Annotated in this window: 13 protein-coding genes and 1 pseudogene; 3 read left to right on the top strand and 11 right to left on the bottom strand. The window is 71.8% G+C overall.

Annotation, left to right across the window (positions count from 1 at the left end; translation table 11 throughout):
• Positions 1-65: 65 nt before the first annotated feature.
• From ACIF9R_RS21580 to ACIF9R_RS21570, 3 genes are all read right to left on the bottom strand, one after another.
• A complete protein-coding gene (locus ACIF9R_RS21580) occupies positions 66-1502 on the bottom strand; it encodes an SRPBCC domain-containing protein (protein ID WP_399982419.1) in 1437 nt (478 codons plus the stop codon).
• Positions 1503-1588: 86 nt separating this feature from the next.
• On the bottom strand, positions 1589-3259 hold the full coding sequence (locus tag ACIF9R_RS21575) for a polyamine aminopropyltransferase (protein WP_399982416.1): 1671 nt from the start codon (positions 3257-3259) through the stop codon (positions 1589-1591).
• Between the two features lie 59 nt (positions 3260-3318).
• Positions 3319-3852: a DUF2617 family protein gene (locus tag ACIF9R_RS21570; protein WP_399982414.1), complete on the bottom strand. Its 534-nt coding sequence runs from the start codon at positions 3850-3852 to the stop codon at positions 3319-3321.
• A 795-nt stretch (positions 3853-4647) separates the two neighbouring features.
• Between ACIF9R_RS21570 and ACIF9R_RS21565 the strand changes: the two are divergent.
• Positions 4648-5841: pseudogene (locus tag ACIF9R_RS21565) on the top strand (pyridoxal phosphate-dependent aminotransferase).
• A gap of 14 nt (positions 5842-5855) precedes the next feature.
• On the opposite strand, the gene ACIF9R_RS21560 reads toward ACIF9R_RS21565, so the two are convergent.
• The 5 genes from ACIF9R_RS21560 to ACIF9R_RS21540 all read right to left on the bottom strand — a co-directional run bounded on the left by ACIF9R_RS21560 (position 5856) and on the right by ACIF9R_RS21540 (position 8836).
• A complete protein-coding gene (locus tag ACIF9R_RS21560; protein WP_399982411.1) occupies positions 5856-6191 on the bottom strand; it encodes a type II toxin-antitoxin system PemK/MazF family toxin in 336 nt (111 codons plus the stop codon).
• Entirely contained in the window at positions 6188-6553 is a 366-nt protein-coding gene (locus ACIF9R_RS21555) for a hypothetical protein (protein WP_399982409.1), read from the bottom strand. The genes ACIF9R_RS21560 and ACIF9R_RS21555 overlap by 4 nt, the downstream gene beginning before the upstream one ends.
• An 88-nt stretch (positions 6554-6641) precedes the next feature.
• Positions 6642-7538 (bottom strand): hypothetical protein, encoded by an 897-nt coding sequence (locus ACIF9R_RS21550; RefSeq protein WP_399982406.1) that lies wholly within the window; start codon positions 7536-7538, stop codon positions 6642-6644.
• 289 nt (positions 7539-7827) lie between these two features.
• Complete coding sequence (locus ACIF9R_RS21545) at positions 7828-8010, bottom strand: DUF397 domain-containing protein (RefSeq protein ID WP_399982404.1); 183 nt, start codon at positions 8008-8010, stop codon at positions 7828-7830.
• Positions 7922-8836, bottom strand: a complete 915-nt coding sequence (locus tag ACIF9R_RS21540; RefSeq protein WP_399982703.1) for a helix-turn-helix domain-containing protein — start codon at positions 8834-8836, stop codon at positions 7922-7924. Before ACIF9R_RS21540 ends, ACIF9R_RS21545 begins: the two co-directional genes overlap by 89 nt.
• 178 nt (positions 8837-9014) lie before the next feature.
• Between ACIF9R_RS21540 and ACIF9R_RS21535 the strand changes: the two genes are divergently transcribed.
• Positions 9015-9497 (top strand): ATP-binding protein, encoded by a 483-nt coding sequence (locus ACIF9R_RS21535; RefSeq protein ID WP_399982401.1) that lies wholly within the window; start codon positions 9015-9017, stop codon positions 9495-9497.
• A 43-nt stretch (positions 9498-9540) separates the two neighbouring features.
• Here ACIF9R_RS21535 and ACIF9R_RS21530 read toward each other — a convergent pair whose 3' ends face one another.
• From ACIF9R_RS21530 to ACIF9R_RS21520, 3 genes are all read right to left on the bottom strand, one after another.
• Positions 9541-9726, bottom strand: coding sequence for a hypothetical protein (locus tag ACIF9R_RS21530; protein ID WP_399982398.1), 186 nt, complete (start codon positions 9724-9726; stop codon positions 9541-9543).
• Between the two features lie 159 nt (positions 9727-9885).
• On the bottom strand, positions 9886-10371 hold the full coding sequence (locus tag ACIF9R_RS21525; RefSeq protein WP_399982396.1) for a prevent-host-death family protein: 486 nt from the start codon (positions 10369-10371) through the stop codon (positions 9886-9888).
• A 139-nt stretch (positions 10372-10510) separates the two neighbouring features.
• Positions 10511-11038: a YbjN domain-containing protein gene (locus ACIF9R_RS21520; protein ID WP_399982394.1), complete on the bottom strand. Its 528-nt coding sequence runs from the start codon at positions 11036-11038 to the stop codon at positions 10511-10513.
• A gap of 160 nt (positions 11039-11198) precedes the next feature.
• On the opposite strand from ACIF9R_RS21520, the gene ACIF9R_RS21515 reads away from it, so the two are divergent.
• Positions 11199-11681 (top strand): hypothetical protein, encoded by a 483-nt coding sequence (locus tag ACIF9R_RS21515; protein WP_399982392.1) that lies wholly within the window; start codon positions 11199-11201, stop codon positions 11679-11681.
• Positions 11682-11688: the final 7 nt, after the last annotated feature.

Genomic DNA, 11688 nt, shown 5'->3' with positions numbered 1-11688 from the left:
CCGAGCGACGTGCCGGGCAGGCGTGGGGCGGGGTACCGCCTGTTACCCCACCCGCCCGGTGGGGCTCAGCGGCGTCGGCGGAGGGCCCTGATCGCCACGACCGCCGAGGCGACCGCGAGGGCCGCTGCCGGGGCGGCCCAGCGCAGCGGGGTCGCGGACGAGACGGTCTGCGGGGCGGGGACGGGAGCGTAGCGGCCGCGGGGCGGGGCGTGGTCCACCTCCTCGGCACTGCGGCCGATCATCGTCCGCCGGGCGTGTGCCGCCTCCGCGACGGCCTCGTCGCCGCTCTCGCCGCCCTCCAGCGAAGGCGGAACCTCGACATCGAAGCCGTCCACCGACTCCTCCGGTTCGGCCGCCGGCTCCTCCGTCTCCTCCGGTCCGGGCGCGGGCGGCGGGGCGTCGTCCGCGTCCGGGGTGGTCTCGAAGTCGTCGGTGACCTGGGGCTCGAAGTCCCCCATGGACAGGAGCTCCGGCGACTCCCGCCCGTCGGCGGCCTCGGACGGCCGCTGCTCCGCGGGGCCATCCTCGAGGGCGGAAGCCTCCTCCGAACCATCGATGGCCGACTCCGAGGCACCGCCATCCGGGACCGGGCCGGGCCCCTCCCCCGCACCAGTGCCCGCTCCCGGGGCGGAAGCCGCCTCCGAGCCAGGGCCCGCTTCGGGGCCGGGAGCCGCTTCGGGACCGGGGGCCGCTTCGGGGCCGGGAGCCGCTTCGGGACCGGGGGCCGCTTCGGGGCCGGGAGCCGCTTCGGGGCCGGGAGCCGCGCCCGAGCCAGGGGCCTCCTCCGGGCCGTCGGTGGCCGACCCCGAGGCACCGGCATCCGGGACCGGGCCGGGCCCCTCCCCCGCACCAGGGCCCGTCCCCGGGCCAGGGGCCGTTTCGGGACCGGGGGCCGCTTCGGGGCCGGGAGCCGCGCCCAAGCCGAGAGCCGCCTCCGGGCCGTCGGCGACCGACCCCGAGGCACCGCCATCCGGGACCGGGCCGGGCCCCTCCCCCGCACCCTCCCCCGCACCCGGGCCCGCCCCCGGGCCAGAGCCCGCCTCCGGGCCAAGCGCCGGGTCGGACGGCTCCCGCTCGGCCGCCGTTCGTGCCAGGTTCTCCGCGAAGCGGTTCAGCAGGCGGGTGACCGCTGCCGCCACCGCCTCCGGAGGAAACTCCGTGACCCGGCCGTCGGCCGTCGCCGTGCCGGTGATGGTGAGGGTCGTGCCGGAGGAGTCGGCGGGGGCCAGGCGCAGCCGGAGCGCCGTCTTCACCGTGCCGCTGCCCCGGGTCTCCGACGCCTCGCCCTCGAAGGTGTACGAACCGTCGTCGCGCGCGGACACCCGTACGGCTCCCCGGTAGGTGACGGAGTGGCTGCCGACGCGGACCTTCAGGCGGCCGGCGACGGGATCCGCACCGGCGTCGTGCTGGAGCCCGGGCACCGCCCGGGCGACCCGCGCGGGGTCGTCCAGCACCTCCCTGAGCCGCTGCTCCTCGACCGGAACGAACACCTCGTGCTCCATGAGTCCGGAGCCTACCCAGCCGAGACCGGACCGCACCCCCGCCGACGGAAAGTCACGGCGCGTCGGCGGGGAACGCGGTAGGGAGCTCAGCCGGTGTATCGCGGGTGGATCAGCGTGGACGCCGGCAGGTCGCTGACCCGCGTCTCCTCGGCGGCCCGGATGTCCGCCGCGAGGGAGGCGTCGGTGAGCGTGCGGGTGCGCGGCCCGGTCGGGTCGAGACGCGGCTCACCCGGCGGGAGGTGGCGTGAGGCCAGCACGAACCCCCAGTCGCGGTGGGCCTGCGCGGTGCGCGTGTGGCTGCGGTCGGGCCCGGCGGCGAAACCGGCCTGCCGCCCGCGCACGCGGTACGCCGCGGTGTGGAACCCCGCCGCGCGGAGCGTGGAGTCCACCGTCCAGAAGTCACGCGGGCGGTGCGCCACCGCGCCCCCGTGCACCACGAGCCGCCCGCCGGGCGCCAGCACCCGCCGGGCCAGCCCGTAGAACTCCTGCGAGTACAGCTTCGTACTCGCGGTGATCCCGGGATGCGGCAGGTCCGAGACCACCACGTCGTACGCCGTCGGCGGCTCCCCCCGCAGCCAGTCGAAGGCGTCCGCGGTGGTCACGCGCACGCGCGGGTCGTCGAGTGCGTGCCCGTTCAGCGCGGACAGCGCCGGGTCGTGGCGGGCCAGCCGCACCACACCCGCGTCGAGCTCGACGACGTCGACCCGGTGCACCCCGGTGTGGCGCAGCACCTCGCGCACGGCCAGCCCGTCACCGCCGCCGAGGACGAGCACACGCGTGTGCGGCCCGTTCATCGCGGGATGCACCAGCGCCTCGTGGTACCGGCGTTCGTCCCGGCCACTGACCCGCAGCCGCCCGTCGAGGAACAGGTTCAGCGGCCGCCCGTCCCGCCCGCCGGTGAGCAGTACCTCCTGGACGTCCGTGTGCACGGCCACCCGTACGTCCGAGCCGTACATGGCGTGCCGGGCGGCCCGTTCGAAGTCGTCGACCAGGGCGGCGGCGGAACCGAGGATCACCAGCACGCACACATTGGCGGCCACCAGCAGCCGGCGGGCCCGGTGCGTGAGGTCCTGCCGGAACAGCCCGAGCACCAGCGCGCCCCCGACGACCGCGTTGACCGCCCCTGTGATCAGCGCGCCGGTCAACTGCCCCAGCAGCGGCAGGAGAAGGAACGGAAAGGCGAGTCCGCCCACCAGGGCGCCCACATAATCCGCGGCGGACAGATCGGCCACCGCGCCGCCCGCGTCCTGCCGGCGGATCCGCTGGATCAGCTCCATCAGCAGCGGCACCTCGGCCCCGATCAGCAGCCCGGTGGCCAGCGAGAAGGCGACGAGCAGGGTGTGCGGACCGCTCGCCCAGACGCCGCCCCAGTCACCCGTCCAGGCGAAGACGGCATACAGGGCCATCGCGCTGCATCCCCCGACCAGCGCCAGCAGCGCCTCGACGGCGCCGAATCCGGCCGCCGCGTGCCGCCGCAGCCGCTTCGCGGCGAGGGAGCCGATGCCCATCGCGAAGACCATCACGGACAGCACGACGGACGTCTGGGCGACCGAGTCGCCCATCAAGTACGTGGCCAGCGCGACCAGTTCCAGCTCGTACACCAGTCCGCAGGCCGCGCAGACGAACACGCCCGCGAGGACCAGGAACCGCCCGGTCTCCTGGCGCACCGGCAGCCGCAGCGGACTCCCCGCGTCGCCACCGGGGCCGTCCCAGGACTGCGCGGAGCCGGGCGGTGCGGGGGCTTGCGGTTCGATCACCCCAGCGACGTTACGTCACTCCTCCACCGCACTGCGTCACCCACACGCGTGATATTTGTTTACGCCCGCCCCACACCGGAATGGGCCATCGTCCGCACCCCGACCCTCGTACGCGTGGCCACGAGCTGCCCGTCCTGTGGATAGGCGTGCCAGGTCCGCCAGTGGATTCTGCCCTGGCACCGCTGGGCGAGCATCGCCGTGAACGCGTGCGGACTGCCCGGGAAGACCCCGGCGAGACCCTGCGGATGGTCGGCCACCAGGGCGAGCAGTTCCTGGGCCCGGCCCGCGAAGGAACCCGGAGCCAGCACCTCCACCCGGGCGGCGAACTCGTACTCCCAGTCGCCCACCCGCGTGGCCACCCCCAGCGGAAGCGGCGTACTGCTGCCCGGAATGCACGCCACCGTCTCCGAGCAGAGGCCCCGCCCCTCCTCCACCAGCACCTGGTGGGACGCGCCCAGCAGACGCAACTGGAGCTTCGCCCCCGTCAGTTCGAGATCGAGCGTGGCCAGCGCGGGAAGCGGCTCCCGCCCCAGGGCCCAGGCGAGGTCGGCCGCGCGCGTGTCGGAATAGGCGGTGTTCAGGGTCGTGAGCATGGATCGGCTCCGCAGGCACACAAGGAGAGAAGAAATGGGTCCGCGCACCCCGGTCGCACCGGGGAACTCGGCCCGTCAGCCCGGTCGCCCGGCCGGAAGAAGGGTCCGCGGGGAGTCCGAGGGCTGCGCTGGTGTTTTATAGGGAATCATGAAATGTGGCGCCACCACAGCGTTTTTACCCAACTTCGTGGGCTTTCCATCCCCTAGGGGGCTCCTCAGCTCACCTGTTCAACCTCTGAGTACTCCTGTGAGGGACGGCGTACGCCGCCGCGCGCTCGGACACGGCACCCGACGGACGCACACTCCCGCCCCTCGCCCCCCACACACCCCGGCGGGGTCCGCCCCAGGTGCGGACCCCGCCGGCGCGGATGCGCCTTCCCCCGACGTGGAGGCGAGCTGCCCCGTGTCAGCCTCCTCCGCCGCCGCATCCGCCGCCTCCGCAGGACGACCCGCCTCCGCAGGACGAGCCTCCGCCGGAGGAAGAACCACAACCGGCGCCCCCGCCGCCCCCGCCGCCGTGCCCGCTGTCGGCCCACCAACTGCGGTTGTTCCCGCCACCACGGCCGCCCACCGGACGGGCGTCCCTGCGCCGGTTGACCAAGCGGGCACAGACGAACAGCAGGACGATTACAGCCAGGATGATGCCGAAGGTCATGGCGTCACCCTCCTTTCGGATCCCCCGTGATCCCCCGAAGCAGCCCCCCGTGGGCGCCTCGCTCACGTGCGTGACCGGGAGATGCCCCCCGCCCGCGCGGCCCAAAGCAGAGTTGAGGAAGTCCAGAGGTTCGGCGCAGGATGGCCGGCATGACCTCCAGCACGCGTCCTCTCCTGAACCGCCGGCTCGCCGAGTTCGGGACGACGGTCTTCGCCGAGATGTCCGCCCTGGCCCTGCGGACCGGGGCGATCAACCTGGGCCAGGGCTTCCCCGACACCGACGGCCCCGAGGAGGTCAGGGAGGCCGCCGTACGGGCGCTGCGCGACGGCCGGGGCAACCAGTACCCGCCGGGCCCCGGCATCCCCGAGCTGCGTACCGCCGTCGCCGCGCACCAGCAGCGCCGCTACGGCCTGTCCTACGACCCCGACACCGAGGTCCTGGTCACCGCGGGTGCCACGGAGGCGATCGCGGCCGCACTGCTCGCGCTGCTGGAGCCCGGCGACGAGGTGATCGCCCTGGAGCCCTACTACGACTCCTACGCGGCCTGCATCGCCATGGCGGGCGGCACCCGCGTCCCGGTCACGCTCCGCCCCCGCGAGGGCCGCTTCCGCCTCGACCTCGACGAGCTGCGCGACGCCGTCACCGACCGCACCCGCCTGCTCCTGCTCAACACCCCGCACAACCCGACCGGCACCGTCCTCACCCGTGAGGAGCTGACCGCGATCGCCGAGCTGGCCGTCGCACGCGACCTGCTGGTGATCACCGACGAGGTCTACGAGCACCTGGTCTTCGACGACGCCGAACACATCCCCCTGGCCACCCTCCCCGGCATGCGGGACCGCACGGTCACGATCTCCAGCGCGGGCTAGACCTTCTCCTTCACGGGCTGGAAGGTCGGCTGGATCACCGCCGCCCCGCCCCTGATCACCGCGGTCCGCTCGGCCAAACAATTCCTGACCTATGTCTCCGCGGGCCCCTTCCAGTACGCGATCGCCGAGGCCCTGGCCCTGCCCGACTCCTACTTCGACGACTTCCGCGCGGACCTGCGCACCAAGCGCGACGTCCTCGCGTCCGGCCTCCAGCAGGCGGGCCTCACGGTCTACCGCCCCTCGGGCACCTACTTCATCACCGCCGACATCCGCCCCGCGGGCGAAACCGACGGCATCGCCTTCTGCCGCGCCCTCCCGGAACGCGCGGGCGTCGTCGCCATCCCCACGGCCGTCTTCTACGACCACCGCGACATGGGCGCCCCGTTCGTCCGCTTCGCCTTCTGCAAGAAGACCGAGGTCCTGGAGGAAGCGTCCCGCCGCCTCAAGTCCGCCGGGGCCCGCTGAGCGGAAAGAGGTGGCTAGGCCAGCCCGAGGATCACGCGCACGCACTCCTCCACACGCCGCATCTCGCTCGGCGCCAGCAGCCCAAGACGTCGACGCAGCCTTGGCTTGTCCACGGTGTGCAGGTCGGTGCAGTTCACATACGACTCGTCGTACTTGGTCACTCCGCAGTCGGGACCGACCGGGACGTGAGTGGAGGCCGGGCCGGGGGTTCCGGTGATCACGACGACGGTCAGCGCCGACAGCGGTTCGGCGATCCGGTTCACCGTGAGGACGACCACGGGGTGCGGGCCGATGGGGTGGGGGAGAGCACACCCCCACACTTCGCCCCGCAGTGCGGAGCCGGTATTCACCACTCGGTCTCGTCCGCTGCCGCCAGTTCGTCCGCCGTTGCGGGCAGGACGCCTTCGGGGGTCGGGGCCTGAGTGCCGCCGTAGAAGTCGCGGATCTCCTGGGAGGCTGCGACTTCGGTCGCCTCGCGGGACAGAAGGCGGAGTCCTTCACGCAGGGCGTCGGAGAGCGAGTTCAGCTGAAGGGTCTGCATCACCCGCTGCAGATCCGCCATCTCGTCCGGGCGCAGCCGTACCTGGGCCACGCTGGTCGCGACGCTGTCGCCCTGCTTCCGGCGTGTCTGCGAGGGCCGGGCCGCGGCTGAGGTGCGCGTCCTGGTCGTGGCACCCCCAGCATGGCTCTTCCGTTCGGCCTTCGAGGTCATCCTTGCCTCCCCTCGTGTATGACAGATGTAATACATCCAGTGTCGTCCTCGTGTCCGAGCTGGTCAAGTGAACTGAGCGGGCGGCTGATCAGGCGGCATGGCGACCGCTCCCCGATCGGCAGCTTCGACACCGGCCGGGTTCCGGTGCGCGGAAGGCGAGGTCGCAGCCGTCGCAGGTCTGGAAGGGGAAGACGGCGGGGCGTTCGTCTCGGGGCGCCGGCGCGAGGGGTGGGGCGGGCAGTGGTGTCTCGCGCAGGCGGTAGGCGAGGATGCCCGCCGGATGGATCAGGGGCTGAGCGGGGAGGCCGTCGGTCAGCAGCTTGATGATCTGCACCGTTCCCAGGCCCGACGCGAGCCACCGGGAGATGCCCGGTGCCAGCCGTGCGGCGTCCCGCACGGACAGGTGCAGCCGGGAATCGACCCGCTGCAGTGCGGCGAGCACGGCGACAGCCTGCGGGTCGGCTTCGGCAAGTGACGGCGGCGGCTCCGGTTCCGGTTCCTGTTTCGCCTCGGGCCGTGGAGCTTCCGGCACGGCCGCGGCCGGTGCGGTGACGGGGCGCTTCCGGGGCCCTCGCGGGGCCGGAGGGCCGGGCGGCCCGTCCGGGTCCGGGTCCGGATCCGATCGCGGCTCGCCACCGCCCGGTACGTCGTAGAAGTACGTCCGGGTGCGGATCTGCCCCGAGGACAGGCGCTCGCGGCGGCGTTCCAGGTAGCCGGCGGCTTCCAGCTCCCGCAGGGCCCGGGAGATCAGGATCTCGCCCTCGGTGAAGTGCGCGCACAGGGCGGCGATGGAGACGGGGGCGCCGGTGGGCAGGGAGGCAATGTAGACCGCGACGCCGACGGTGACCGCGCTGCCGCGCCGCTGGGCGAGGGCGTTGGAGATCACGGTGAAGTCGGCGGTGAGGCGGGTGCGGATGTGGATCACGCCGGAAGTCGGAGCTCCGGCGTCGGCGCGCAGGCGCGCGTTAGACTGCGAGTCAGCCATCGGGAAGGTCTGCTTCCTGATCGGTGAGGCCCTCGTCCGGGATGCCCGTCCCGGCCGGGGGTCGCATCTGTTTGGGGGTTGTCGAGCTTGCTGCGGCGAACGTAGCCGTCCGCGTCCCGCGCCTGCAAGCCGGTCACCCGCACGGGTGACGCGGGCCCTGCGGCCGGGAGGGTGGGCGGGCGGGTAGTTCTTTCTCCCGGTTCTTCAGGGAGGTCAGCGGCCCACCGGACCCTCGCGGACGAGGCCCCGGTGGGCCCGGAAGACGGACGGCCACCGGGGCCCAGCCGACTCAGGGACGGTGGTGTTCCGCCTTCAGCCCGCCTATGAAGGCGGCCCAGGATGCTGCGTCGAAGGACAGCTCGGGACCGTGCGGGGCCTTGCTGTCACGGACGGGGACGGCGCCGGGGAATCCGTCGGCCACCTCCACGCAGTTGCCGCCCTCCTGATTGCTGTAGCTGCTCCTGCGCCACACGGCGACGCTCAGATCGGGACGGGACGTTCGCTCCACGATGGTTGTCCTCCCTCACGGATCGGATCATGTCGAGTGACATGAGCGGGGGCAGAGCTGCCGCCCGCAGCCGATCGTAGGTCAGGGAGAATCGCCGCACCTCGCCCGGATCCTCGATGAGTTGCCCATAGTGTGCGCCTTCTGTGTAGGCGACCTCCGAGCCGTCCGGCAGAGTGAGGACGGTGAGCGAACCGCCCATGACCTCATGCTCACCCTGATCGAACGGCAGTACCTGAACGGCGATGCAGGGATCAGCCCCAGTCTCGAGCAACCGCTCCAACTGCTCATGCATGACAGGCTGACCACCGACCGGACGCCTGAGAACCGCCTCATCGAGGACCACCCACAGTTCAGGACGGCCGGGCATGACGAGACGCTTCTGCCGTCCCATACGAACGCCGACCCGTTCCTCCAACTGCTCCTCGCTACCGAGCGTTCGGCCGACCTTGAGCAGGGCCCGTGCGTAGCCCTCCGTCTGCAACAGCCCGGGCACGACGTGAGCCGCGTACTCACGGATGGCCACCGCCCGCTCCGAGTACTCCATGAACTTCCGCGACCAGTCCGGGAACGCCTCCCGGTACACGTACGGCCACAGCTCGACGAGAAGATCGTCCGCACCGAGGGCGGCATCCAGCGCACGCGCCAGCTCCAGTGTCGGTTTCGCTCCCGACGCCCGCTCGATCTGCGTGATCCGCGTGCCCACCACGTGGGTCCTGGCTCCGAGTTCGGCCTGGGTGAGTCCGGCCGCCGTACGGAGCCTGCGCACCCGCGCGCCGAACAGTGCCGCCATCGACGCACTGGGGTCAATTGCGTTGGCCAAAGCGTTACTTCCGTTCCTTATGGCCTGAAAGGTAATACTGCGAACCCTGTTGAGCGTAGGGCGACCGGACGATTCTTGAACACGGAATGTGATGGCTCGTGTACGACGACGCGAGACGTCTGTGCTCGACACGCAAGGACGGACAGCCGTGCTGACAGGAACGACCACCCACGAGGACGAGCCGCCGGGACGAAGCACCGCCCCCGTTGCCGCGGAGGCACGCGAACAGTTCGCCTCCTCACCCCGAGGCGCACGCCTCGCCCGGCGTTTCGCCGTCCGGTGCATGGAGGTGTGGGGTCACCCGCCCGCGTCGGACGTGTCGTGCGCGATCGCCCTCGTCGTCGGTGAACTCGCCGCGAACGCCGTGCAGCACGGCCGCGTCCCCGGACACGACTTCGGCCTCCGGCTCACCCTCAACGAGGTGGCGGGCCTGGTACGGGTCGAGGTCGCGGACGCCGCCGCCACGAAACGACCACCCGCAGCCGCGCCCTCGTCGCATCCGGAAGGCGAGTCCGGTCGAGGGCTGCTCCTGGTGGAGGCCCTGGCGGTGCGCTGGGGGTCGGCACCCCGCCTCCCGCTGGGCAAGACGATGTGGGCGGAGATGTCCGCGGAGGCACCGACTCACCTGTAGAAACGCGCACGTGGCAGCCACCCGGCTCGGCCGACGAGGCTACTCAGTGTCTTTCGGGTGTCGCGGGGAGGCGTACACCAGGATGATTGGTCGAGGTCTCCGGGCTGACCAGGTAGCGGACCCGGCCACCACTGGTGATCTCGTACTCCCACTGCTCCAGTTCGGCCCCCTTCCACACCCGGGTGGCGTGCCTGCCGCGAAGCTGGTGCTGACGGTTCCAAATGGGCACGCGACAGCGGGTCCGCGCGAAGGGCTTCCAGACAGCGATGCGCGTTCGGCAGCGCCACCCGGCACAGCTCCTCCCAACCGACTGCGGCCTCTGTCGTGCCGTGAACAACGTTCCAGCCGCTCAGCGGGGGGACGCTGACCCGATCGCCCTTCTTGGGACTCACTCGTGCACCTCGACCGGGCCGAGATCGACATCACCCAGCGGACGGAGTGCTCCCCTGAGCTGGTCAGGGTCCGCGTTGATACGGGCCGTCGCTCGCCACGAGACGATCGCCCGGTGCACGGCCTCCCTGGTGCCCAGCTCAGCGGCGTCGGACAGGGCGTCCAGGAGCTCGACAGTGAATTCTCGGACCTCCTCGCTGTCCAGGTGACGCACCCACGGGAACACGTCGGGCAGCGCGAGCACGAGCGACTTGGCACCGTCGTCCTGCTTCAGCAGGGCGAGGAACAACCGGGACGCGGTGGTCAGGTTCTCCTCGGTGCGCTCGGCATGTATGGCCGTGGTCAGCACCATGTCGGGTGCGTCCCGGTGCGTGATGCGCAGGCATCCCAGGGCGGCGGCTCTGGCTGCCACGGCCTTCGGGTTCCGGGACAGGTCGGTGAAGGTGACGGCTTCCGATTCGTCTGCACAGTGCGCGATGGCCACACTCAGACCATACTCGGAGTGTGATCTGATTTCCATCGAAAGGTGCAACAGGGACACGACCCGCCCGGCCGGAGCCCGCTGAGCACAAGAGCCCGGCCCGGACAGTGACTGTCCGGGCCGGGCTCTGCTCGAGGACGGACTACTCGTCGTCCCCGGGCTTCTCCGCCTCGTTGATGTCCTGCTCCAGGCCGAGCTGCTCGACGAGCCACTTGTCGAACTCGATCGCGGCCCGCACCCAGCTGACCGTCGAGGAGACGAAGTGCTCCAGGCTGACGCCCATGCCGATCAGCATCTGCGCCTCACCGATGAGACGGACCGTGCCGTCGTCGTGGGTGTGGGTGTAGACCTTGGGCCACAGGGTGCGCCGGTTCCAGTCGTCGATGGACTCGAGCAGCTGGGGCTTCTCGTCAATCTGGTGCGGCCGGTCGTAGAACGTCCGGACGGAGAAGATCTGCTGGTCGTCCTCACCGCGGAACATGAAGTAGGTGCGGAACTGCTCCCACGGCGCCGCGAGGTCACCCTCGTCGTCGACGACGTACTTGAGCTCCATCTGGTCGAGGAGCTGCTTCACGAGGTCCTGATCCGGGACGACGGGGCCCGCCGGTCCTTGCGGCTGCGGCTCGGGCTGGCCCCCGAAATTCGGAATCGAGGACGGGTCGATGGTCACCGTGAATTTCCCTTCGTACGGATCCCGCCATCCTCCCCCATGCGGGGAGGGGGGTGGCAAGCCCCGACAGGCTCTGTAAGCCCTCGGCTGACACGATCCGGTCAGCCGCAACCCCCGGGTGCCCACATCCGTCCTCCTGAACAGCGAAACGGAGGGGACCATGGACATGCGTGAAGCCGGCAGGGGCCACACCCGGTGGGGGCTCGTCCTGCCGTTCCTGGCCGCACCGGTGGTGGTCCTCGGTCTTCTGGTCGCGGGCTTCACCCTGTGGGCGTACTCGGAGGAGGACGACGCCGCCCGCACCGGCGCGGCGGTGGCCGTGCCCTGCTCCGAGGCCCTGGCCTTCGGCGCCGCCGAGCGCCCCGAGGACTCCGACGTGCGCGACTGCTCCGTGCAGCGGGGCATCGACACCGCCTATACGGCGGTGCTGCGGATGCCGCGGGAGGACGTGGGCGGCTGGCTGCGCGCGACGTACCCGGACGCGCCGAAGCCGCGCTCGGGCGGCACCTGCGGGGCGCTCTGCCTGGACGTGACCGCCGAGACCGGGCTGCCGGGCACCGCCGAGGCGCACGTGGTCCAGGTGCGGGTGGCATACGAGAACGCCGAGACGGCGCGGGTGCGCTTCTCGGCGTTCACGATGTGATCCACCC

The organism is Streptomyces sp. NPDC086080 (assembly GCF_044540255.1).
Classification (GTDB): domain Bacteria; phylum Actinomycetota; class Actinomycetes; order Streptomycetales; family Streptomycetaceae; genus Streptomyces.
The sequence above is the reverse complement of the archived record's forward strand: the minus strand, read 5'-3'. Positions and strand labels throughout refer to the sequence as shown.

What these genes read in the sequence shown, in the direction of transcription:
- ACIF9R_RS21580 (WP_399982419.1), bottom strand. Translation starts at nt 1,502, where the DNA reads ATGGAGCACGAGGTGTTCGTTCCGGTCGAGGAGCAGCGGCTCAGGGAG.
- ACIF9R_RS21570 (WP_399982414.1), bottom strand. Translation starts at nt 3,852, where the DNA reads ATGCTCACGACCCTGAACACCGCCTATTCCGACACGCGCGCGGCCGAC.
- ACIF9R_RS21555 (WP_399982409.1), bottom strand. Translation starts at nt 6,553, where the DNA reads ATGACCTCGAAGGCCGAACGGAAGAGCCATGCTGGGGGTGCCACGACC.
- ACIF9R_RS21550 (WP_399982406.1), bottom strand. Translation starts at nt 7,538, where the DNA reads ATGGCTGACTCGCAGTCTAACGCGCGCCTGCGCGCCGACGCCGGAGCT.
- ACIF9R_RS21540 (WP_399982703.1), bottom strand. Translation starts at nt 8,836, where the DNA reads ATGGCGGCACTGTTCGGCGCGCGGGTGCGCAGGCTCCGTACGGCGGCC.
- ACIF9R_RS21515 (WP_399982392.1), top strand. Translation starts at nt 11,199, where the DNA reads ATGGACATGCGTGAAGCCGGCAGGGGCCACACCCGGTGGGGGCTCGTC.